Source organism: Bradyrhizobium sp. 26S5 (assembly GCF_036923295.1).
GTDB lineage: Bacteria > Pseudomonadota > Alphaproteobacteria > Rhizobiales > Xanthobacteraceae > Bradyrhizobium > Bradyrhizobium septentrionale.
In genome coordinates this window covers 8,804,888-8,828,543 of the sequence record NZ_CP145948.1, presented here as the reverse complement: position 1 = coordinate 8,828,543, position 23,656 = coordinate 8,804,888, and the positions used below count along the sequence as shown (strand labels likewise).

17 protein-coding genes are annotated in these 23,656 nt (G+C 65.0%); 5 read left to right on the top strand and 12 right to left on the bottom strand.

Annotation, left to right across the window (positions count from 1 at the left end):
* Positions 1–108: 108 nt before the first annotated feature.
* On the top strand, positions 109–2,709 hold the full coding sequence (locus V5279_RS41770; protein ID WP_338692638.1) for a CHAT domain-containing tetratricopeptide repeat protein: 2,601 nt from the start codon (positions 109–111) through the stop codon (positions 2,707–2,709).
* A gap of 312 nt (positions 2,710–3,021) precedes the next feature.
* Complete coding sequence (locus V5279_RS41765; protein WP_166299449.1) at positions 3,022–4,638, top strand: phosphoenolpyruvate carboxykinase; 1,617 nt, start codon at positions 3,022–3,024, stop codon at positions 4,636–4,638.
* A 212-nt stretch (positions 4,639–4,850) separates the two neighbouring features.
* On the opposite strand, the gene rocF is transcribed toward V5279_RS41765, so the two are convergent.
* From rocF to V5279_RS41750, 3 genes are all read right to left on the bottom strand, one after another.
* Entirely contained in the window at positions 4,851–5,828 is a 978-nt protein-coding gene (gene rocF, locus V5279_RS41760) for an arginase (protein ID WP_338692635.1), read from the bottom strand.
* Positions 5,829–5,937: 109 nt separating this feature from the next.
* The gene (locus V5279_RS41755; protein WP_338692633.1) at positions 5,938–6,756 is read right to left on the bottom strand and encodes a thioesterase family protein; all 819 of its coding nucleotides are present in this window, start codon (positions 6,754–6,756) and stop codon (positions 5,938–5,940) included.
* 187 nt (positions 6,757–6,943) lie between these two features.
* Positions 6,944–9,454 (bottom strand): glycogen/starch/alpha-glucan phosphorylase, encoded by a 2,511-nt coding sequence (locus tag V5279_RS41750; protein ID WP_338692631.1) that lies wholly within the window; start codon positions 9,452–9,454, stop codon positions 6,944–6,946.
* A gap of 243 nt (positions 9,455–9,697) precedes the next feature.
* Between V5279_RS41750 and V5279_RS41745 the strand changes: the two genes are divergently transcribed.
* Complete coding sequence (locus V5279_RS41745) at positions 9,698–9,931, top strand: hypothetical protein (RefSeq protein WP_338692629.1); 234 nt, start codon at positions 9,698–9,700, stop codon at positions 9,929–9,931.
* Between the two features lie 285 nt (positions 9,932–10,216).
* On the opposite strand, the gene V5279_RS41740 is transcribed toward V5279_RS41745, so the two are convergent.
* A complete protein-coding gene (locus V5279_RS41740) occupies positions 10,217–10,507 on the bottom strand; it encodes a GIY-YIG nuclease family protein (protein ID WP_029082965.1) in 291 nt (96 codons plus the stop codon).
* Positions 10,508–10,692: 185 nt separating this feature from the next.
* On the opposite strand from V5279_RS41740, the gene V5279_RS41735 reads away from it, so the two are divergent.
* Positions 10,693–11,124, top strand: a complete 432-nt coding sequence (locus tag V5279_RS41735; RefSeq protein WP_029082964.1) for a hypothetical protein — start codon at positions 10,693–10,695, stop codon at positions 11,122–11,124.
* Positions 11,125–11,189: 65 nt separating this feature from the next.
* Here V5279_RS41735 and V5279_RS41730 read toward each other — a convergent pair whose 3' ends face one another.
* On the bottom strand, positions 11,190–11,972 hold the full coding sequence (locus V5279_RS41730; RefSeq protein WP_338701693.1) for a DUF2865 domain-containing protein: 783 nt from the start codon (positions 11,970–11,972) through the stop codon (positions 11,190–11,192).
* A gap of 334 nt (positions 11,973–12,306) precedes the next feature.
* Positions 12,307–12,870, bottom strand: a complete 564-nt coding sequence (gene pyrE, locus V5279_RS41725; protein ID WP_338692626.1) for an orotate phosphoribosyltransferase — start codon at positions 12,868–12,870, stop codon at positions 12,307–12,309.
* A 202-nt stretch (positions 12,871–13,072) separates the two neighbouring features.
* Here pyrE and V5279_RS41720 point away from each other — a divergent pair, with 202 nt between their 5' ends.
* The gene (locus tag V5279_RS41720; RefSeq protein ID WP_338692624.1) at positions 13,073–13,699 is read left to right on the top strand and encodes a glutathione S-transferase family protein; all 627 of its coding nucleotides are present in this window, start codon (positions 13,073–13,075) and stop codon (positions 13,697–13,699) included.
* Positions 13,700–13,855: 156 nt separating this feature from the next.
* Here the strand turns inward: V5279_RS41720 and V5279_RS41715 are convergent, their stop codons facing one another.
* From V5279_RS41715 to V5279_RS41690, 6 genes are all read right to left on the bottom strand, one after another.
* Positions 13,856–14,485 (bottom strand): LysE family translocator, encoded by a 630-nt coding sequence (locus V5279_RS41715; protein WP_338692622.1) that lies wholly within the window; start codon positions 14,483–14,485, stop codon positions 13,856–13,858.
* Between the two features lie 235 nt (positions 14,486–14,720).
* Positions 14,721–17,783, bottom strand: a complete 3,063-nt coding sequence (gene polA, locus V5279_RS41710) for a DNA polymerase I (RefSeq protein WP_338692620.1) — start codon at positions 17,781–17,783, stop codon at positions 14,721–14,723.
* A 218-nt stretch (positions 17,784–18,001) separates the two neighbouring features.
* Complete coding sequence (locus V5279_RS41705) at positions 18,002–18,739, bottom strand: response regulator (RefSeq protein ID WP_338692618.1); 738 nt, start codon at positions 18,737–18,739, stop codon at positions 18,002–18,004.
* Positions 18,736–20,484 carry an ATP-binding response regulator gene (locus tag V5279_RS41700; RefSeq protein WP_338692616.1) on the bottom strand — a complete coding sequence of 583 codons (1,749 nt, stop codon included), beginning with the start codon at positions 20,482–20,484 and terminating at the stop codon, positions 18,736–18,738. The genes V5279_RS41705 and V5279_RS41700 overlap by 4 nt, the downstream gene beginning before the upstream one ends.
* Entirely contained in the window at positions 20,454–22,445 is a 1,992-nt protein-coding gene (locus tag V5279_RS41695; RefSeq protein WP_338701691.1) for a HAMP domain-containing sensor histidine kinase, read from the bottom strand. Before V5279_RS41695 ends, V5279_RS41700 begins: the two co-directional genes overlap by 31 nt.
* A 97-nt stretch (positions 22,446–22,542) precedes the next feature.
* Positions 22,543–23,499: a TRAP transporter substrate-binding protein gene (locus tag V5279_RS41690; protein WP_338701689.1), complete on the bottom strand. Its 957-nt coding sequence runs from the start codon at positions 23,497–23,499 to the stop codon at positions 22,543–22,545.
* Positions 23,500–23,656: the final 157 nt, after the last annotated feature.

The window sequence follows — 23,656 nt, the reverse complement described above, 5'->3', positions numbered from 1 at the left end:
CCGCTGCCGCGACCCAAGGCAGCGCAACTGAGGAAGGCAGCGCAGCGAGGCATGATGTCGCATGGCCGCTGCTCCTTGCGCGAACTTGCTGCGCCAGGAGCGAGGCCTATGAAGTCAGGCAACCATCTGGTCGTCACGCTGTGGCTTGCGCTGGCCGCGAGCAGCAGCCTGTCCGCACCGGCATTCGCACAGCAGGGCAGCGTCGCAGCGCTCAGCGCCAGGATCAACGCGCTCAGCCGCGCCGGCAAATATGCCGAAGCGCTGCCGCTGGCGCAGGGCCTGCTCGACAGCCTCGAAAAGAAGTACGGGTCCGATAACCGCGATGTCGCGGCGGCGCTGAACAATCTCGCCCAGATCTACGGCGCGCAGGGCCGCGACGCCGAGGCCGAGCCGTTGTTGAAGCGCGCCATCGCGATCCTCGACCGAGTGTCGGGTCTTGATTCCGCCGATGCCGCGCCTGAACTGAACAACCTTGCCGCGCTCTATCAGCGGCAGGAGCGCTATGCCGATGCCGAGCCGTTGTTCAAGCGGGCACTGGCAATCCGCGAGAAGGCGCTAGGTCGAAACCATCCCGATCTCGGCCAATCGCTCAACAATCTCGCGACGCTGTACGAGAAGCTTGGCCGGCACGCGGAATCCGAGCCGCTGTTCAAGCGGGCGCTCGCGATCTACGAGAAGGCGGCTGGTCCGGAGCATCCCGCGGTCGCGACCCTGCTCAACAATATCGGCCAGGTCGAGAAGGTGCAGGGGCGCTATGCGGAGGCCGAACCGCTGATCAGGCGCTCGCTTGCGATCCGCGAGAAAGTGCTCGGGCGCGAGCATCCCGATGTGGCGCGTTCGCTCAACAATCTCGCCGATCTCTATGATCGGCAGCGCCGTTATGCCGATGCCGAGCCGCTCTATCAGCGCGCTGTTGCGATCCGGCAAGGCGCGCTGGGACCCGATCATCCCGATCTTGCGATATCGCTCAACAACCTCGCCGGGCTCTACCAGGCCGAAGGCCGCAGCGCCGACGCGCTGCCGATCGTCGAGACCTCGATCACGAATGGCCGGGCGCAGCTCCGCATAGCGCTGCCGGTCTTGCTCGCCGCGCAGCGCCAGCAATTGCTGACCGGCGACAGGGCGCTCGACGCTGCGCTGAATGTGGTCCAGCGCGCCACGCAGTCATCGGCGGCGTCGGCCGTGAACAAGCTTGCGGTGCGGCTTGCCGCCGGCACCGACCGTCTCGCGCAGCTGGTGCGCCGCGACCAGGACCTCGCGGCGGAAGCCGAGGCTCTCGACAAGTCGCTGCTGTCGGCGGTGTCGAAGGACCGCGCCAAGCGCGACGCCGCGGCCGAGGCGCGCAGCCGCGCGCGGCTCGCCGCCATCGCGACCGAGCGTGCCGGCCTGCAAAAGACCTTTGCGATCGAGTTCCCCGACTATGCCGCGCTGTCGAATCCCTTGCCGATGACCGCGCGGGAGATCCAGGCGCTGCTCTCGCCCGACGAGGCGATGGTGCTGTTCGCGGTCGCTAACAAGGAAAGCTTCGTGTTCGCGCTGACCCGCGACGCGGTCGACTGGAAGCAGGTCTCCCTCGGCGGCGATGCGCTGTCTGCCAAAATTGCTGCATTTCGCCGCGGGCTCGATATCGGCAAGGCGAGCGATGCCAGCGGCAAGGCCGGCCTGTTCGATCTCGCACTGGCCAATGAGCTCTACGCGGCGCTGCTCGGCCCGGTCGATGCGCTGGTCAGGGACAAGCGCAGCCTGCTGGTCGCGCCTGTAGGAGCGTTGACAGCGCTACCATTCCATTTGCTGGTCACCGAGCCGCCGCCTTCAGCGATTCCCGAAACATTTGCCGGCTATCGCGACGCGGCATGGCTGTTGAAGCGGCAGGCGGTATCGGTGTTGCCTGCGGCTTCCAGCCTGAAGGCGTCGCGCGTCTTCGCGCGCAAGGAGCAAAGCACAAAGCCGCTGACCGGCTTTGGCGATCCGCTGTTCAATCCGTCGCGCGAAGGCTCGGGCGCCAATCGCACCGCGGTCAAGCAGGCCTCGCGCGCGCTGGTGACGTCGGCCTACACCGATTTCTGGCAAGGCGCCGGCGTCGATCGTGCGCGGCTTGCCGCCGCGCTGCCGCAACTGCCTGACACCGCCGACGAATTGAATGCGGTCGCAAAGGATCTCGGCGCTGAAGCCTCCGACATCCATCTCGGCGCTGACGCGAGCGAAACTGTGGTGAAGCGCGCGCCACTGGCTGACTACGCAATCATCTATTTCGCAACGCATGGCCTGGTTGCAGGCGATGTGAAGGGAGTTGCGGAACCTTCGCTGGTGTTGAGCATTCCTAATCAGCCGTCAGACCTTGACGACGGACTGCTCACCTCGAGCGAGGTCGCGCAGCTCAAGCTCAACGCCGATTGGGTGGTGCTATCTGCGTGCAACACGATCGCCGGCGACAAGCCCGGTGCCGAAGCCCTGTCAGGGCTGGCGCGCTCGTTCTTCTATGCGGGCGCGCGAGTACTGCTGGTGTCGCACTGGTCGGTGGATTCGGAGGCCGCAACGCGGCTGACCATTTCGACCTTCGATCGCCTGAAGGCCGATCCCAAACTGGGACGCGCGGAGGCGTTGCGCCAGGCGATGCTCGCCTATCTCAACGACACATCCTCGGCGCGAAATGCATACCCGGCATTCTGGGCGCCGTTCGCCCTGATCGGCGAAGGCGCGGCCCGCTAGCTGGCACCTTTTGTGCATCGCAACGCCTTGTACGCAGCGAGAAAGGTAGTGGAACGCCGCCCGACTGCTGTGAAAACAATGCGAAAGCGAAAGCAAAACGAAAGGGTCCCGCGCTGCGGTATTTGCGCCAGATGATGTGCCCGCCTTGGAATCAACCAAAAGCCGTTCGACTGGCTTGGCAAGCCCGGCGATCCCCACTATTAGGTCGCCGGACCGGGGCCGAGAGGCTATATTCTGATGACGGTCACCGCGGCAGGGCGCGATTAGCGACATTCGCGCGAACAAGGATACGCGGGTTCGAGGAGGTACTTCGTGCAAGAGACGGGCGTGCATAACGGTGCCTTCGGCGCCGACAAATTCGGCTTAAAAAATCTCAAAGGCGTGCATTGGAACTATGGCGCGCCGCAGCTCTACGAGCATTCGTTGCGCAATGGCGAAGCGGTGCTCTCGGCCGATGGCGCGCTTTGCGCGGATACCGGTGAGTTCACCGGCCGCAGCCCGAAGGACAAGTTCACGGTCCGCGACGACCTGACCGACAAGAGCATGTGGTGGGCTGGCAACCAGTCGATCACGTCGGAGCAGTTCGCGGCGCTCTATGCCGACTTCCTCAAGCATGCCGAAGGCATGACGCTGTTCGCGCAGGATCTCTATGGCGGCGCCGATCCGACGCATCGCATCAAGACCCGCGTCTTCACCGAGCTCGCCTGGCACTCGCTGTTCATCCGCACGCTGCTGATTCGCCCCGAGGCGTCGGAGCTCGCGAGCTTCGTGCCGGAACTCACGATCATCGATCTGCCGAGCTTCCGCGCCGATCCGAAACGTCACGGCTGCAAGTCGGAGAACGTCGTCGCGATCGATTTCGCCCGCAAGATCGTCCTGATCGGCGGATCTTATTATGCCGGCGAAATGAAGAAGAGCGTGTTCACCACGCTGAACTTCTACCTGCCCGAAAAGGGCGTGATGCCGATGCACTGCTCGGCCAATGTCGGCCCCGACGGCGACAGCGCGATCTTCTTCGGCCTGTCCGGCACCGGCAAGACCACGCTCTCGGCCGATCCCAAGCGCACGCTGATCGGCGATGACGAGCATGGCTGGAGCGCCGACGGAATCTTCAATTTCGAGGGCGGCTGCTACGCCAAGTGCATCAAGCTTTCCGCCGAGGCCGAGCCCGAGATCTACGCCGCCAGCAAGCGCTTCGGCGCGGTGCTGGAAAACGTCGTGCTCGGTGCGAATGATCGCGTGCCGGATTTCGACGACGGCTCGAAGACCGAGAACACCCGCTCGGCCTATCCGCTCGATTTCATCCCGAACGCCTCGCGCACCGGCCGCGCGCCGCATCCGAAGAATGTGGTGATGCTCGCCGCCGACGCCTTCGGCGTGATGCCGCCGATCGCCAAGCTGACGCCGGCGCAGGCGATGTATCACTTCCTGTCCGGCTACACCGCGAAGGTCGCGGGCACCGAGCGCGGGCTCGGCAACGAGCCGCAGCCGGAATTCTCGACCTGCTTCGGCTCGCCGTTCCTGCCGCGCGATCCGTCGGTCTACGGCAATCTGCTGCGCGAGCTGATCGCCAAGCACAATGTCGATTGCTGGCTGGTCAACACCGGCTGGACCGGCGGCAAGTACGGCACCGGCCGCCGCATGCCGATCAAGGTGACGCGCGCGCTGCTCACCGCGGCGCTGAACGGCAGCTTGCGCAATGCCGACTTCCGCACCGACAAGTATTTCGGCTTCGCGGTGCCGACCTCGCTGCCGGGCGTCGAGCCGCACATCCTCGATCCGATCAAGACCTGGGCCGACAAGGTCGAGTTCGACAAGACCGCGCGTGCACTGGTCGGCATGTTCCAGAAGAACTTTGCCAAGTTCGAAGCGCAGGTCGACGCCGAAGTCCGCGCCGCCGCGCCGGAAGTGAAGCTGGCGGCGGAGTAAAGCGCGCAACGATCCCGCGATTTGAAAAGGCGGCCCTCGTGGCCGCCTTTTTTATTGCAGTTGTCTTCCTCTATCCGCGCGACACGTCCTCGTTCCGTCACCCTGAGGAGCCGCGCAGCGGCGTCTCGAAGGGTCGCCGGCCACCAGCCGGGCCGTACATCCTTCGAGGCTCGCAAGTGCTCGCACCTCAGGATGACGGGTCCGGGTATGTGCTACTCGCCCATCTCGGGCAGCACCGCGTTGCTTGGCGTCTGGCGGTCGGTGATCTGCAGGCCGAACAGGCTGCCGATCAATTCGACCGCGACGCGCGCGGTGCGGCCGCGCTCGTCGAGGAAGGGATTGAGCTCGACGATATCGAGCGAACGCACCAGCCCGGAATCGTGCAGCAGCTCCATGATCAGATGCGCTTCGCGATAGGTCGCGCCGCCAGGCACCGTGGTGCCGACGCCGGGCGCCACCGCCGGGTCGAGGAAGTCGACGTCGAACGAGACATGCAGCACGCCGTTCTTTGCCCTGACGCGCTCGATGACGCGGCGGGTCAGCACGGCGACGCCGAACTCGTCGATCTGGCGCATGTCTGATATCGCGACATTGCGCTGACGCAGCAATTTGCGCTCCAGCGGATCGACCGAACGGGTGCCGATCAGGTCGAGCTGATCGGGCGGGATCGAGGCGCGCGGCAGCCCGCCGAGCAGGTCGTCGAGGCCGGGCTCGCCGCACAGGAAGGCCGCGGACATGCCGTGCATGTTGCCGGTGATGGTGGTGGCCGGCGTGTTGTAGTCGGCATGCGCGTCGACCCACAGCGCAAACAGCGGCCGGCCTTTTTCCTTCCAGTAGCGTGCGACGCCGTTGATCGATCCCATCGACAACGAGTGATCGCCGCCCATGAAAATCGGGATCGCGCCGGAATGCGCCAGCCAGTAGGCGCGCTCGGAGAGCGCGCGGGTCCAGGTCTTCACCTCGTCGTAGAATCTGGTGTTCGCCGGCACCGGGCCGTCGGCGACAACAGCCGGGATCGCCAGGTTGCCGTGGTCGTCAACTTGGAAGTCGAGCTGCTCGAGCAGGCGGGCGATACCCGCGGTGCGCAGCGCGTCCGGTCCCATCAGCGGACCGGCCTGCGATGCGCCGATCTCGATGGGAACGCCCAGCAAAGCGATGCGCGATGGTTTGGAATTGTCGGCTTCGGACATGCGGCGGTGCTCCCAAAGGCGTGGAACAGAAGCGACGCGCCAATGTTCCCTCAACCCTTGAAATAGGCAATCCGGTCGCGACAGACCAATGTGGATATGTGCGCTTCGCTTAGGCCTTGAAGTAGGCGATCTGCGTCGTGGTCGCCAGCAGGCGGCCGGAGGGCGACCATAATTCGCCGTGCTGGTCGCCATAGCTCTTGTGGAAGGTCTTGGCGTCGGCTGTGGCGAGCACGCGAGTGGTATCCTCTGCGTCCAGATCCGCCGCGTCGGCGTGGAAATAGGTCGTCAGCGACACCGTGCCGAACGGCACCAGCTCGTGCCGCGCGTGGAACACGCGGCCGAAGAAGGCGTCCGACATCGACATCAGCGACAGCGCATCGAGCTTGCGCGGCACGCGATCGGCAATCCACATCTTGGAATAGGCGCTCGACGGTTCCTTCGCGGCGCTACCGCTGAACTTCGGCTCGCCCTCGGCGAAGCGGAAGTCGTACTGGTTGGCCCAGGTCATCGCGAGCTTCGGATAGGACCGGAGCTGCTCGAACGGCCCCGCGCCGGGAAAGTCGGCCGGCTGGTGCGACCACGAGGGCCGGCGCTCGGCGAACACCGCGGTCGCCAGCGTCGCGACCTCGCCGCCGCCCTGCGTCATCTCGACCGACCAGTGCTGGCTCGAACGATTGGCTTTGACCAGGCGGACATCGAGATCGAACGCGCCCTCGGCGACCGGCGCGCAGTAGTTGACCGTCAGTGCCAGCGGATCGCCCGCGCGCTGCGGGTGCTGCATCAGCGCCCGCAGGATGGTCGCCGCCGTGCAGCCGCCGAACGGGCCGACGAACGCCCAGTAATCCGGGCTGGTCCGTCCCTGCCAGCGGCTGTCGCCGGCGGTCACGGCAGTGGCGTCATCGAACAGGTGCGGGGTCTTGGTGAGCATGCAAATCTTTCAATACGGCTAGCGCTTCCGTCGTTGCGAAGAGCGCAACAATGAAGCAGTCCATCGATCCGCATGTGGGGTGCGATGGATTGCTTCGCTACGCTCGCAATGACGCTCGACATGCAATATCCCGGCACGGACGCCGAATTCAATGACGCCGGACGTAATCGATTTCCGCGTCGCGGGATTAGCCCTTCGCCTCGCGCTGAACGCCAAGCTGCGGCAAGACCGTCGAATGCACCGGCACGTGCCAGATATCCTCGGCATATTCGCGGATGGTGCGGTCGGAGGAGAACCACGCCATGCGCGCCACGTTGAGGATCGAAGCGCGGGTCCAGGCGGAAGGCACGCGCCAGCGGGCGTCGATGCCGCGTTGCGCGTCGTAGTAGGAATCGAAATCGGCGGAGACCATGTAGTGGTCGAGGTAGCGCAGCGCGTGCCCGATCGAGGCGAAGCGGGCGGGATCGCCGGGCGAGAACTCGCCGCTCTCGATGGCGCGGATCGCGCGCTCCAGCCGCGGTGAGTTGCTGATCGCGTCGCTGGCGTCCAATCCCTGCTTGCGGCGGACCATGACATCACCGGCCTCGAGGCCGAAGATCGCGATGTTTTCCTCGCCGACATTGTCGCGGATCTCGATATTGGCGCCGTCGAGCGTGCCGATGGTCAGCGCGCCGTTCAGCGCGAGCTTCATGTTGCCGGTGCCCGAGGCCTCCATGCCGGCGGTCGAGATCTGCTCGGAGAGATCGGCGGCCGGGATGATCACCTCGGCGAGGCTGACATTGTAGTCGGCGAGGAAGACGACCTTCAGCTTGCCGCCGAGCGATGCATCGTTGTTGACGATTTCGGCGACGTCGCTGATCAGCTTGATGATCAGCTTGGCGTAGCGGTAGCTCGCCGCCGCCTTGCCCGCGAAGATTTTTACGCGCGGCACCCAGTCGCGTTGCGGCTCGTCCTTCATCGCGTGGTACAGCGCGATGGTCTCCAGGATGTTGAGCAGCTGCCGCTTGTATTCGTGGATGCGCTTGATCTGCACGTCGAACAGCGCCGACGGGTCGACCTTGATGCTGTTGCGCTCGCCGATCAGCCGCGCCAGCGCCAGCTTGTTGTGATGCTTGACGTCGCGGAAGCGCTTCTGGAATTCGAGGTCGCTCGAATGGGTCTCGAGCCGTTCGAGCAGCGAGAAGTCGTCGAGCACGGCCTCGCCGCAGGTCTCGCGCAGCAGCGCGGTCAGCCGCGGATTGGCCAGCATCAGCCAGCGGCGGAAGGTGATGCCGTTGGTCTTGTTGATGATGCGCGACGGATAGAGATGATGGAGGTCGTGGAACACGGTCTCCTTCATCAGGTCGGAATGCATCGCCGAGACGCCGTTGATGCGGTGCGAGCCGACGAAAGCAAGCTGGCCCATGCGCACGCGGCGGCCGCTCCGCTCGTCGATCAGCGACACCGAGGCACGATACTCGATATCGCCGGGGAAGCGTTCCTCGGCGAGCGCGAGATGCGCCACGTTGATGCGGTAGATGATCTCGAGATGGCGCGGCAACAGCCGCTCGAACAATTCGACCGGCCAGGTCTCGAGCGCCTCCGGCAGCAGCGTGTGATTGGTGTAGGATAGCGTCGCGACCGTGATCTTCCAGGCCTCGTCCCAGCGGAAATTGTGCAGGTCGACCAGGATGCGCATCAGCTCGGTGACCGCCAGACTCGGATGGGTGTCGTTGAGCTGCACGGCGGCCTTCTGCGCGAGGCTGCGCAGGCCGCCGTCGGAGGCGAGCTGCCGCTTCACCAGATCCTGCAGCGACGCCGAGACGAAGAAATATTCCTGGCGCAGCCGCAGCTCGCGGCCCGCCGCGCTCTCGTCGTTCGGATAAAGGAATTTGCAGATCGCTTCGGCGCGCGCCTGCTCGGCGCTGGCCGAGACGTAGTCGCCGCTGTTGAAGACATCGAGCTGGAGCGGATCGGGCGCATGCGCCGACCACAGCCGAAGCGCGTTGACGTGCTGGCCGCGCCAACCCACGATCGGCGTGTCGTAGGCCATCGCCTCGACGGTTTCCGCCGGGTGCCAGGTGGCGAGGTCGCGGCCGCGGTCATCGACATGCTCGACATGGCCGCCGAAGTGGACGTTGTAGACCACCTCGGGCCGCTGGAATTCCCAGGGATTGCCGAAGGCGAGCCACTCGTCGGGATATTCCTGCTGCCAGCCATGGTTCATGATCTGGCGGAACAGGCCGAAATCGTAGCGGATGCCGTAGCCGGTCGCGGGGATCGCCAGCGTCGCCATGCTCTCCATGAAGCAGGCCGCCAGCCGTCCGAGGCCGCCATTGCCGAGCGCCGCATCCGGCTCGCATTTGCGCAGCTCCGAGAGGTCGACGCCGAGGTCGCCGAGCGCGGCCGCGAACACCGGCAACAGCCCCATATTGTTCAGCGCGTCGGTGAACAGCCGGCCGATCAGGAACTCGAGCGAGAGATAATAGACGCGCTTGGCGCCGGCGTCGTAGCTCTGCTTCTCGGCCGTCAGCCAGTGGTGCACGATGCGGTCGCGCAGCGCCAGCGTCGCGGCCTTGTACCAGTCGCGCCTGGTCGCAACGGTGGCGTCCTTGCCGATCGCAAGCCGCAGCTTGGCCAGGATCGCGCCCTTGATCTCGGTCAGCGCCAGCTCATCGATCGGCTGGTTCAATGCCGGGTAGTTTGTTTGTTCCTGCAACGCCCAATCCCTGCCGTTCAGATTTCCGGATCATGATGCGATCATAATGTCCGGATCATGCCCCAACCCGATGATACGCGTGTTGCATGGCAATCAAAACCGCCCGAAACGTTGCCGTGCACAGCGCTGCCGACATTTTATGCAAGGACCGGGCCGATTTAGGGGCCTTCGGAACCGTCGTTGCCGGTGCTACGATCGACCATGAAAGCCTAAATCTTGCGGCAATTTGGCGGAGGATGCGTGATGAGACTCGTGATCGAGATCGCGGCCGCAGCATTGCTCGTGGTGTGCATCACGGCGACCAGTGCGGCTTACGCAGCAGGCAAACTCGGCCGCAGCGCCGACGGCCTGAGCTGCAGCTTCAGCGTGGCGCAGAACGCCTCGCCGGCCGCGCGCTGCTCCGCCATCAAGCAGCAATGCGGCGGCAAGTTCTACGCAAATGCTTGCGGTGACAAATTGCTGTCGGCGGCGAATTAAGCCGGCGCGCAAGGCGTTTCACGCGCAGTCGGGAACACCGTGGTGATACGGATTCCCAGAACTTAACGAGTTCTTTACAAACGAACCTGTCGCCCGTGGGGCGGGCACATTTTTAAGCTCCGACGCATTTCATTCCGAAGCAATTTTCAACGGGCCGCTGACATTTGTCGGCGGCCCGAATTGCTTTTGGGGGCCGTGCGAGCATGGCGACCGCTTTTTCATGAGGAAACGGCAGTCACCGCAATTCGTCGCCCCGGCGAAGGCCGGGGCCCATAACCACAGCCGTCAGAGAAGATGGGACAGGTCGCTCCACTCCGGATTATCTTGCTCGATCAGGCGAAGCTTCCAGTCGCGGCGCCATTCCTTCAGCGCTTTTTCCCGTGCAATCGCCTCCTGTGGTGAAGCGTAGACCTCTACGTAAACCAGTCGCGTGACCCCGTACTTCTTGACGAATTGTGAGCCGCGTCCGGAACGATGGAGCGTCAGCCGATTGCAAAGATCGTTGCTGACGCCGATGTAGAGCGTCCCATGGCGGCGGCTCGCGAGAATGTAAACGTAGTAGGCTGCGGCATTCATTTCAGGGCACCGATCACGTGAGATGTCCGATCGCGGTGGTTATGGGCCCCGGCCTTCGCCGGGGCGACGCCTAAGATGGCATCAGAACGAATTAAGAACACTTTAGCAAGTCTTTGATATATCATTGTGATTCGGTGCCTGTGCCGACACAATATCTATGGTCTCTCAGTCTCCACGAGGACTACATGTCCACCATCGCGTTCGATCCATTCGCCCTGACCCGGATTGCCGATTTCGCGCGGTCGCTGTCGCGGCTGCACCAGGCCTCGCGACGCCAGCCGATCGACGACGACCAGCTCGATCGCGAGTTCAACGCGGTCTGCATGTCGATCTGGGGCTACACCACCGATGATTTCGGCGACGAGTTGTTCTCATCAGAGGATCACGCCTGGCTCGACGCGCTCGATGAAGCGCATGCGCGCATCTTCGCCGCCGAGCACGGTTACGATCTGGTCGACGATCACGGCATGCTGACGGATTGGTGGGGCTATTGCTGGATGATCCTCGCCGAGAAGCGCGGCATCCTCAACCCGGAGAACCGCGCGGCCGCGCGCGCCGCGATCGAGGAGAAATACATGGCCGCGCCAAACGTGATCGGCGTGATCGTGGCGCGGTAGCAATTTGTAACGTCGTCATTCCGGGTTCGATGCGTCGCATCGCCCCGGAATGACGACTTAGCCCATCAGTTCACTTCCGCGCGCCTCGCCGGCTTTGGTGTCGTCATCTTAGGAACAGCAGACGACGGCGCCGACGGCGCGACATCGCGGCTGGTCTCCGGCAGCGGCGCGTCGCCGGCGAGCTCGGCGCTGACGGGAGCGACCTTCATTTCGCCGAGCCGCGCGCGGACCGCCGCAGTCAGCCCGGGATAGGAGGCGATCGGTGTGAAGTCGAAGGATTGCTCGTTGCCGACACGCACGCCGGTATAGGCGACGAGGCCATCGGTGGTCGCGATCACGTCGCCGGCGCGCAGCGAGGCATCGAGCGCGAGGTCGACCGGCGCAAGCCCGGCGGGGTCGCGGCCGTTGCAGGTGCAGTCGGCGCGCAGCGCCTTGCGATAGGCGAAGGCGTTTTCACTGTCGGCGTAGCGCTCGCCGGTGGTCGATGCGGCATTGTCGATATGGCCGCCGTAATAGACCTTGGTCGCGCTCGCCGGACAGAAGGCCTGGCAAAGCTGGGCCGGCGTTGCGTTGCCGCGCATGGTCAGCGGAAAATATTTGCCGTCGCAGCTGCGCGCACAATATGCGGGTCCGGAACCGGCCACGCGCGGTGCCGAGATGGGCGCGGACGTCTGCCGTTCCTGTTGCTGATTGAGGCCGAACGGATCGGCGAAGAAATTGGCCTGCGGCGGGGCCTGCCGGCCCTGTTGCTTCTGGGAACCGCCGAAGAACAAGTCGAACAGCCCTTCGGCCGAGACGGGCGCGGGGACGACCAGGACGGAACCCGCAAACGCCGCGGCGGCAAGCATCACGCGGCACCGCGTGCGCCGATCACTCAACTCTGTACGCAACGCCAACTCCACCCGACGCACTACGCCGCGGCGACAAGGAGCCCCGGCGGATTCACCATAGTGCGGGATGGTAAACGAGCGATTGATCGAGGGTGACGGCGTCACAGGAAGAAGGCGAGGTTGCGCGAACCTCTCTTTACCTCGCCCCGCTTGCGGGGAGAGGTCGGATCGCATCGCGAGATGCGATCCGGGTGAGGGGGTACAGGTCTCACCACGTTCACGGCTCGTGGAAGCAGCCCCTCACCCCAACCCTCTCCCCGCAGGGGCGGGGCGAGGGAGAAGAGAGAAACCGTCAGCCCTTCAAGAATTCGCCGGCCTTGTACAGCGCGCGGAATTGCAGTCCGGCTTCGGCAAACGTCTCGGTGGCGCCTTCCTCGCGGTCGACCATGGTGAAGACCAGCGCGATCTCGCCGCCGGCCTCGCGCACGGCTTCCACGGCCTTCAGCGCCGAGCCGCCGGTCGTGGTGACGTCCTCGACGATCACGATCCGCTTGCCCGCCAGGGTCTCTCCCTTGGCCAGCCCTTCGACGGCAAGCCGCGCGCCGTGCTCTTTCGGCTTCTTGCGCACGAAGAAGGCGGCGATCGGGTGGCCCTTCAGCCAGGAGAGCTGTGCGATGGCGCCGGCCAGCGGCACCGCGCCCATCTCGAGCCCGCCGACGAAATCGAGCTTGTCGTCCTTCAGCGCCTCATAGGTGAGCTCGGCGAGCAGGGCTGCGCCTTCGGGATCGAGCATCGTCGGCTTCAGGTTGAAATAGAAGTCGCTCTTGCGGCCCGACGCCAACGTGATCTCGCCGCGGCCGAACGAACGCTTGCGGATGATCTCGGCGAGGCGGGCGCGGGAGGCTGATTTGGACAAGGCTTTTTCCCTTTGGGGGCTTCTTGGGGGTTTGCGGCGGCCGGCAATCTATCGGCGGTCTCCAACACATTCCAGCGGGTAAATCCCGCCGTCAACAGTGCCCGCGCCGCCATTTCAGCGCAGCCGTGTGCGGAAAGCGCGGGTTGTGCCATCAACGGGTTCCCCCTAAAGCAAGCGCCAAACACTTGCATGGGAAGCGGAAATGACCATCGAGCTGCACACCTGGAACACGCCCAACGGCCGCAAGATCTCCGTCGCGCTGGAGGAAATGGGCCTGCCCTACAAGGTGATCCCGGTGAATATCGGCAAGGGTGAGCAGATGGCGCCCGGCTTCCTCGAAATCAGCCCGAACAACAAGATCCCGGCGATCGTGGACCCCGACGGACCCGGCGGCAAGCGTGTCAGCATCTTCGAGTCCGGCGCGATCCTGCTCTATCTCGGCGAGATGACCGGCAAGTTCCTGCCGAAGCCGCTCACCGAGCGGATCCCGGTCTATGAATGGCTGATGTGGCAGATGGGCGGTTTCGGCCCGATGCCGGGCCAGGTGCACCATTTCATCGCGCTGGAGAACGAGCAGGACCGCGCCTATGGCCTGAAGCGCTACATGGCCGAGACGCGGCGGCTCTACGGCGTGCTGGACCGCCGGCTGGATGGCCGCGACTTCGTCGCCGGGGATCTCTCGGTCGCCGATTTCGCCATCCTCGGCTGGGCCTGGCGCCATCCGCGCCACAAGGTCGATCTGGCCGACTTCCCCAACGTCAAGCGCTGGTACGAGACGCTGATGGCCCGCCCCGCCACCAAGCGCGGCATGGACGCGAAGCTGGATTGATCTTCTCCCTCGCCCCGCTCTTGCGGGGAGAGGGCTGGGGTGAGGGGCGGTGCCGCAAAGACGGTGAGAATTGAATTCGCGGTGAGTCCCCCTCACCCGGATCGCATCTGACGATGCGATCCGACCTCTCCCCGCAGGCGGGGCGAGGTAAGAAGCTCACGCCCTCCTTGCCTCGAGCGCCATCTTCATCGCAAGCCCTGCGAGCACCGTGCCCATCAGCCAGCGCTGCACCAGCAGCCAGGTCGGGCGGGTGCCGAGGAACACCGCGATCGAGCCGGCGGCGAGCGCGATCATCGCGTTGACGCTGACGCTGATCACGATCTGGATCGAGCCGAGCGCGAGCGACTGCGTCAGCACGCTACCGCCTGCGGGATCGATGAACTGCGGCAGCAGCGCGAGATAAAGCATCGCGATCTTCGGGTTCAAGAGATTGGTGACAAAGCCCATCGCGAACAGCTTGCGCGGGCCATCGACCTTCAGCGTCTTGACCTGGAATGGGGAGCGGCCGCCGGGCTTCAGCGCCTGCCACGCCAGCCAGAGCAGATAGGCGGCGCCGGCAAAGCGCAGCGCGTCATAGGGGATGGCAAACAGCAGCGCGGTGATGCCGAACGCCGCGCAGAGCATGTAGAACACGAAGCCGAGCGCGACGCCGCCGAGCGAGACGATGCCGGCCCCGGGGCCTTGCGTGATCGAGCGCGAGATCAGGTACATCATGTTCGGGCCCGGCGTCAGCACCATGCCGAGGCAGACGAGCGCAAAGCCGAGCAACGCGGATGTGTGGGGCATGATGGCTCTCGCGAGGGGATACACGCATGTCTAGCGTGTCGTCCGCCGCGCGGCCATGCTGGAATTGCTCTCGGAGCAATGTAGCCGCGAACATGGTGTGAGGGCTCCCTCTCCCGCTTGCGGGGGAGGGCGGGGTGGGGGTGTCTCCGCGCAGAATCTTTCAGCGGTGAGAGCCCCCACCCGCCGCGCGCTTCGCGCGCGTCGGCCTCCCCCGCAAGCGGGAGAGGCAAGAAAGCTAATGCGCCTCGTCCCAATTGTTGGCGGCGCGGGCGTCGACCTGCAGCGGCAGCGACAGGATCACCGCGGGGAAGGGCGCATCCTGCATCACCTTTTGCACGACGGGCAGCGTCGCCGCGACTTCGCCGTCGGGCACCTCGAAGATCAATTCGTCATGCACCTGCAGCAGCATCTGCGCCGAGAGCTTCTTCTCGGCGAGCGCGCCCTCGACCCGGATCATGGCGCGGCGGATGATGTCGGCCGCGGTACCCTGCAGGCGGGCGTTGATTGCGGCGCGTTCGTTGAAAGCGCGCACCGAGGCGTTGGACGCCTTGATATCAGGGTAATAGCACTTGCGGCCGAACAGCGTCGTCACATAGCCATTGCGGCGGCAGAAATCCTTGGTCTCGTCCATGTAGGCGCGGATGCCAGGGAAGCGCTCGAAATATTTCTTGATGTAGGCCGAAGCTTCCTCGCGGGCGATGCTGAGCTGGTTGGCGAGGCCGAACGCCGAGATGCCGTAGATGATGCCGAAGTTGATCGCCTTGGCGCGGCGGCGCACCTCGCTCGGCATGTCCTTGATCGGCACGCCGAACATCTCAGACGCGGTCATGGCATGAATGTCGAGCCCGTCGCGGAACGCCTGGCGCAGCACCGGCACGTCGGCGATCTCGGCAAGCAGACGCAGCTCAATCTGGGAATAGTCGGCCGACACCAGCTTGTGGCCCGGCGTCGCGATGAAGGCGCGGCGGATCTTGCGGCCGTCCTCGGTGCGCACCGGGATGTTCTGCAAATTCGGCTCGTTCGACGACAGCCGGCCCGTCGTGGTCGCCGCCAGCGCGTAGGTGGTGTGCACGCGATGGGTCTGCGGATTGACGTAGGTCGGCAGCGCGTCGGTATAGGTCGATTTCAGCTTCGAGACCTGGCGCCACTCCAGAATCTTCCTCGGGAATTCGTGGCCCTGCTCGGCGAGATCATCCAGCACCTGCGCGGTGGTCGACCACGCGCCGGTCTTGGTCTTGCTGCCGCCGGGCAATCCCATCTTGCCGAAGATGATGTCGCCGATCTGCTTCGGGCTGCCGACATTGACCGGCTCGCCCGCGATCTGCTGGATCTCGGCCTCGACGCGCGCGGCGGTCTGGGCGAAATCGCCCGACAGCCGCGACAGCACCTGGCGGTCGATCGAGATGCCGCGCCGCTCCATCCGCGCCAGCACCGACACCAGCGGCCGCTCCAGCGTCTCGTAGACCGTCGTCATCCGCTCGGCGACGAGGCGCGGCTTCAGCACCCGCCACAGCCGCAGGATCAAATCGGCGCTCTCGGCCGCATATTCGGTCGCCTTGTCGATCGTGACCTGATCGAAGGTCAGCTTGCCCTTGCCGCTGCCGACGAGGCCGCCATAGTTGACGACGGCATGCTCGAACCAGCGCTCGGCGAGCGATTCGAGCGCATGCGAGCCGCGGCCGGCATCGAGCGCGTAGGACATCAGCTGCGCATCATCGATGTTGCGCAAGGTGATGCCGTGCTGCGCCAGCATCACCGAGGTGAACTTGACGTTGAAGCCGACCTTCTGGATTCCAGCGGACTCTAGCAGCGGCTTCAACGCCTGAAGCGCGTCGGCAGCCTTGATCTGGCCGGGTGCGAGGCCCGCATCGAACAGGCCTGCGCCGCCGCCGGGCTGGCGGTGGCTGAACGGCACGTAGCAGGCGTCGTTCGGCGCCAGCGCCAGTGCGAGCCCGGAGAGCTCGCCCTGCATCGGGTCGATCGATTCGGACATCGCCTCGATCGCGAGATAGCCGGTGTCGGGCACGCGGGCGAGGAAGGTCTTGAGCTGATCGAGGCTGCCGATCGCGTGATACGCCTTGCGGTCGAAGCCGGTGTTGCGGATCGCTTCGCCGCGGGTCTCCGCCAGCGCGGCCGGCGTGCCCTTCAGGCTGGAATTCTTGTCGTCGCGCGCGCCGCTCGGCTTGCCGCGCTCTTTCGACACTGACGTTGCAGGTGCGGCCGCCGATCCGTTTCCGGGTGCAGGCGTCACGTCCGACGGCGGCAGCGGCGAGAACACGCTGGCGCCGCTCTTGTTGCCGGGATCGGCATCGACATTGGCGGGATCGATCTGCGCGTATTCGCCGACGCGGCGGGTGAGGGTGGAGAACTCCATCGCCTTGAGGAAGGCGATCAGCCGGCGCGAGTCGGGCTCGTGCACGGCAAGGTCGTCGAGCGGCACCTCGAGCGCGACCTTGTCGTCGAGGAGCACGAGCTGGCGCGAGATGCGGGCCTTCTCGGCGTTCTCGAGCAGCGCCTCGCGCCGCTTCGGCTGCTTGATCTCGCTGGCGCGGAACAGCAGCTGATCGAGGTCGCCATATTCGATGATCAGCTGCGCCGCGGTCTTGATGCCGATGCCGGGCACGCCGGGAACGTTGTCGGTGGAGTCGCCGGCCAGCGCTTGCACCTCGACCACCTTCTCCGGCGGCACGCCGAATTTCTCGATCACCTCGTCGCGGCCGATGCGGCGATCCTTCATCGTGTCGTACATCACGACCTTGTCGTTGACGAGCTGCATCAAATCCTTGTCGGAAGATACGATCGTCGTGGTCGCGCCGCGCTCGCTCGCCAGTCGCGCATAGGTCGCGATCAGATCGTCTGCCTCGAAGCCGACCTGCTCGAGGCACGGCAGGTCGAAAGCGCGCACGGCCTCGCGGATCAGCGCGAATTGCGGGATCAAATCGTCCGGCGCCGGCGGCCGGTGCGCCTTGTAGTCGGGATAGAGCTTGTTGCGGAAGGTGATCTCCGACTTGTCGAACACGATCGCCAGATGCGTCGGCCGGTTGTCCTCCGGCATGTCGCGCAGCAGCTTCCAGAGCATGTTGCAGAAGCCAAGCACGGCATTGACCTGCAGCCCATCGGACTTGCGGTTCAGCGGCGGCAGCGCGTGATAGGCGCGGAAGATGTAGCCCGAACCATCGACCAGGAAGACATGGTCGCCCTTCGCCGCGGCCTTGGTAGCAACGGGCTCGGCGGCAACGGGCTTGGGGGCGGTCTTCGGGGCTGATTTGGCGGGGTCTGTGGAGGCTGTTTTCGGCATGGCCGAAACTTAGGGATTTTTGCGCGGATTGACAGCCTTTGCTGTGTGGATTCTGGGCGTGCCGCACAGCCAAATCGATGGATTTGATGGTGCCATCCCGTCATCCTGAGGTGCGAGCGGAGCGAGCCTCGAAGGCTGAACGGCCCGACTGGTGGCCGTCGACCCTTCGAGACGCCGCTTCGCGGCTCCTCAGGGTGTCGGGGCAGCTGCGGAATAGATTATGCCTTATCGCCGGTCGGAGAGAACAGGTAGCCGCCGCCGCGGATGGTCCGGATCACCGACGGCTTGGTCGGATCGAATTCGATCTTGCGGCGGATCCGCATGATGCGGAGGTCGACGGCGCGGTCGAAGGCTTCCGCGTCGCGCGCATTGGCGAGTTCCAAAAGCCGCTCGCGCGACAGAACCCGCTTCGGATTGGCCGCGAACACCTTCAGCAGGCCGAATTCGGAGGCCGTCAGCGGGTGCTCATTGCCTTCGTCGTCGCGCAAGGCCTGGGCCTCGAGATCGAGCCATTTGGTGCCGAACCGCACCAATTGCTCCTTTTCGGCCTTTGCACCGGCCGGCTCCGGCGCAGCGGTCTTCGCGGGGCCGCTCCGCCGCAGCACCGAGCGGATGCGCGCCATCAGCTCGCGCAATTCGCAGGGTTTTGCCACGTAATCGTCGGCGCCGAGCTCGAGCCCGACCACGCGGTCGATCGGGCTGGCAGTAGCTGTCAGCATGATGACGGGGACGTTGATCTTGCTCTTGAGGTCGCGAATGATCGAGAGCCCGTCCTCCTCGGGCATGTTGAGGTCCAGCACCACGAGATCGGGCGTGCTGCTCTCGATCTCCTTGCGCAGGCTCTTGCCGCCATCGCACAGCGTCACGCCAAAGCCGTGCATCTTGAGGTAATCGCCGACCATCTCGCGGGCCGGCGCCTCGTCGTCGACAATGAAGATATGCGGGTTCTGGTTCATGATGTCTCTGTCGCCGGCAGTGTAACCGTAAAGGTCGACCCCTGTCCGGGACCGGGGCTCTGAGCGGTCACATGGCCGCCATGCATGTCGATGATGCGCTTGACGATGGAGAGGCCGAGGCCGGTCGAGCTCTCGCCCGCGGTCGGCTTGGCCGACAGCCGCTGGAACCGGCCGAACAGCCGCCCGAGATCCTCGGGGCTGAGGCCGGGGCCCTGGTCGGAGATGCGGATCACGGTGTCTTCGCCCTCGTGGCTGACCGAGACCGTGATCTTGCCGCCGATCGGCGAGTATTTGATGGCGTTGCTGACGAGGTTGTCGATCGCCTCGCGGATCCGGTCGGAGTCGCACATCGTGACGAAATGCTGCGGACCCGAGACCGAGATGCTCTGCTGCTTGTTGACGGCCGAGGGCAAATTGGCCTCGGTGACCTCGTTGACGAGGGCCGCGACATCGACCGGCTCGCGGCGAATGGTGATGTCGAAGGCATCGGCCATCGCATCCGAGATCAGGTGGTCGACCATCGAGGTCAGCCGCTTGGTCGCATCCCGGATGTGCTCGACCTGCGACGTGACGCTCTCCTTCGGCGAGCCGGCGCCGATCAGTTCGGTCAGCATCTCGGTGCGGCCGAGGATCACGCCGAGCGGATTCTTCAGATCGTGGGCGACGGTGCCGAGGATCTCGTTCTTGAAGCCGTTGGCGCGCTGCAGCCGCAGCCACTGCGCCGACAGCCGCCGGTTGGCCTGCATCAGTGCGCGGGTGCGCTGCGCGACGCGGTCCTCGAGCTGGCTGTTGGCCTCGTGCAGCTGCTGGTAGAGGATCACATTGTCGAACGCGATCGACAGCCGGCTCGAGAAGATCTCGACCAGCGCACGGTCGGTGTCGGAGAGCTGGCGCTCGGCCTGCAGCAGCACCACGACCTCGCGGCCGCTGCCGGTGCGCGAATAGAGCACGCTGCGGTGGTCGGCGAACTCGTTCTTGCGGCGCTGGAATGCCGCCTCCACCATGTGTCGCAGGTCCGGATCGAGCGCCCTCGACGAGGTGGTGCCGATGAAGCGGCTGTAGCAGCCCGAGCAGGCCAACACCGAGAAATCGCATGCGGCTGCGTTGCCGTCGTCGCGCAGCACCAGGATCCCGGCGCAATCGACATTGAGCAGCGAGGCGAGCTGGGTCAGCACGCCCTCGGCCAGACGTTGCATCGACTTGAAATCGTACAGGGTCGAGGCGGCGTCGATGATGATCTCGAGGCCGCGCCTTGTCTGCACCATGCGCTCGAGCTGCTGGTAGCTGCGCAGCGCCGCCGTCAGCGAGGTGAACAGCTTGTCGGCGGTGAGCTCGGTCTTCGCCTTGTAGTCGTTGATGTCGTACTGCACGATGACGCGCCGCTCCGGCGCCTGGCCGGGCTGGCCGGTGCGCAGGATGATGCGGACGGTCTCGTTCTTGATCTCGCTGCGGATGTACTCGACGAGCTCGAGGCCGGCGACGTCGGTCTCCATGATGACGTCGAGCAACACGGCTGCGATGTCAGGGTTGTCCCGCATCAGCGTGCGGCCTTCGGCCGCGGAGTAGGCCGAGAGGATCTCCAGCGTCGCACCGTTCAGATTGTAGTCGCTGAGCGCGAAACGGGTGCCTTCATGGACGGCGTGATCGTCGTCGATGACGGCGATCTTCCATTTGCGGGCCGACGAGTCCTCCGGGGGGCTCTCGGTATCGTCGATCAGTTGGAGGACATCGTCCTGTTCGGCCATTGACTGGTTCCGTCGGCTGCTGCGTCAGTGATCGTGGGCTGTCCCTTGGCGATCCTGGGCATGATAATGCGAAAAGTGGTGCCTTGTCCTACCCTTGACTCCAGCATCATGCGTCCGCCGAGCTGCTGGGTGACCAGGTTATAGACGATATGGAGGCCGAGGCCCGTACCACCTTCGTTGCGGCGCGTCGTAAAGAAGGGGTCGAACGCCTGCCGCTGCACGTCCGGCGTCATGCCAGCCCCGTTATCCGCGAAGATGATCTCGACGTCGTCGGCGCCGCGTCCGCGTGCCGAGATCGTGATGTTGCCGGAGCGGCCGTCGGCGAAGGCATGATTGACGGCGTTGAGGAAAAGATTGGTTAAAATCTGCCCATAGGCGCCCGGATAGCCGTCGATCAGGAGCCCCTCGGGCACGTCGACGGACAGCGCGATGGCGGCCTTCTTCAGGACCGGCCGCAGGCTCGCCACGATCTGGTCGGTCGATTCGCCGAGGCTGAACTGGCGCCGCTCGGCATGCGAGCGGTCGACGGCGACCTGCTTGAACGACTGGATCAGTTCGCCGGCGCGCTGCAGGTTGGAGACCAACTGCTGCGAAGCGTCGCGCGAAGCGCGCACGAAGTCATCGAGCTTGGAGCGGCGCAGCGGCTCGGTCTTCAGGTCGTTGTCGAACATCTCGGCGCGGCGGGCAAAGCTCGAGGCCACCGTCAGGCTGATGCCGATCGGGTTGTTGACCTCGTGGGCGACGCCGGCCACGAGGCCGCCGAGCGCGGCGAGGCGCTCGGCATCGATCAGGTTCTGCTGCGCGGCATTGAGCTCGAGCAGTGCGCTCTCGGCCTTCTCCTTGGCAGTGCGCAGCTCGTCCTCGGTCTTGCGCTTGGCGATCGCGTTTTCGCGGAACACCTCGACCGCGCGCGCCATGGCGCCGACCTCGTCCCTGGCCGAGGTGCCCTGCACCGGCCGGTCGAGATCGCCCGAGGTGATCGTGCGCATCGCGGCCATGATCTGCGCGAGCGGCAGCCGGATCGACAGTGCGATCATGACGCCGGCCGACATGATGACGCCGAGGAAGACCACGGCAATCGACAGCACCCGGCGCGAAATCGACGACAGCGTCCTGTCGAAGGTCTCCTGCGCCTTCTGCTCGCGCTGGCGCATCTTCACCGAGAGATCGTCGATCGCGCCGATCGCGTCGGCCTGGCTGGCGTCGATCGAGTTGCGCAACAGGTCGGTGCGGTTGGTGAGCTGTTCGCTGAGCTTGCCGAGCCCGTCGCGCAGCTCGGCGGTCTTGACCTTGAGCCGCGCCAGCGCCATGCGCTGCAAATCGTTCTCGGCCATATCGGTCATGACGGGGATCGTCTTCTCGATCGTATCGATGTTGCGGCGGGCCTCCTCGGCCGACGACGAGGCGAGCGAGAGGTAGTAGGCGTTGGCGGCGACCAGCAGCGAGGTGAACGCTTCGCGGGACTTGCCGAGCGCGGGCCAGATCAGCGCGTCGCGATGCCCGGTCGCGCCCTCGATGATCGAATAGAGCCCGGCCATGTCCTTGGTCGGCGTCAGCACCTGTTCGTCATAGGTCTTGGAGATCTTTGTCTGCAAGGTGCGCAATTCACCGAAGCCGTCGAGGAAGCGGCTGGTGACGCGTTCCAGCTGCTCGACCGAGCCCGACAGCATCGGGTCGGTCGAGGCCCGGTTCGTCAGCGTGCCGAGCACGGCCTCGCGCAGCAGCAGGATTTCCGCGAACAGGTCCGGGCTCGGCTGGTTGATGTAGCGGTGGATCAGGTTCTGCAGCCGGCTGGTCTCGCTTTCGAGCTTGGCCAGGATCTTGTCGGATTCCCGCACCTGGCGGACATCCTCCCAGGCGGAGCCGAGCACCTTCGAACCGTTCCAGATCAGCACCGCGAGCACGATCACGACCGCGGAGTTGAGCAGCGCGATCGAAAGAATGCGCCAGCGGATCGGCACCGCACGCAGCAACTGGACGATACGGAAACGGCCCTGCGGCCCAAAGGCCGCCGGCCGCCGTGTCTTCCTGTCCTGTTTGGGTGCAGCCAAGATCCGGTTACTCCATGTTGCGGATGCGTTCGATCAGCGCTGATAGAGCGGGATCGCGCTCGGCCCTGGCATAGATACCGGCCATCGCCGCCTCGAACGGCTTGCGGTCGAAGTCGGTCACGACCTTGACGCCCGCGAGTTCCGCCTGCTTGCGCGAGCGCTCCTCGAGCTCCCGCCACTTGTCGCGCATATAGATGCTGGAGCGCTGCGCGGCATCGCGGAAGATGGTCTGCTCGTCCGGCGAGAGGCTGGCCCAGGCCTTGCGCGACATCACCAGCACTTCCGGGCTCATGGTGTGCCGGGTCAAGGTGTAGTAGCCGGCGTATTTGTAGTGGCCGGTGGTGACGAAGGACGGCCAGTTGTTCTCCGCGCCATCGATCAGCCGGTTGGCGAGCCCGGTCAGCACCTGGCCGTAGGGCATTTCGACCGGCTGGGCGCCAAGAGCGCGGATCATGTCCGACATCTGTTCGGATTGCTGCACGCGCAGCCGCAGCCCCTTGAGGTCGTCGAGCGAGCGCACCGGGCGGACGCTGTTGTAGATCGAGCGGGCGCCGGAATCGTAGAAGGTCAATCCGACGAAGCCATGGGCTTCGAAATTGTTCAGGATCTCGGTCCCGATCGGTCCGTCCAGCACATGTTGCAGGTGCTCAAGCGACCGAAACAGGAACGGCATCGCCAGCACGTTGACCGATGGCACCATGGTTCCGATCAGCGCGACGTTGGTCCGGTTCAGATCGATGGCGCCGGCCCGGGTCTGTTCCAGCGTCTCCTTTTCCTCGCCGAGCTGGCGGGAATGGAAGACCACGATGCGGTGCCGGCCGGAGGTCCGCTCGGCGATCAGGCGGTCCATGTAATTCAGTGCCTGAACGGTCGGATAGTCCTCATTCTGGGTATCGGCCGTGCGGAATTCGCGCGCAGAAAGGCTCGCCGAAACCGCTGTCCATAACAGCGCGACGGCAAGCATCATTGTCCGCGAAAGGCCGGCGCGGCGGTACACAGGCTACAATTCCCCTTGTGATTTGTGTCCAGGGCGGGAGGAAAAGGTTCAATGCTTTCTAGCAGAACGTGGGTGGTTCGCCCATCGGCCAAACGTTAAATCCGCGGTTCAACCTGCGGTGTCG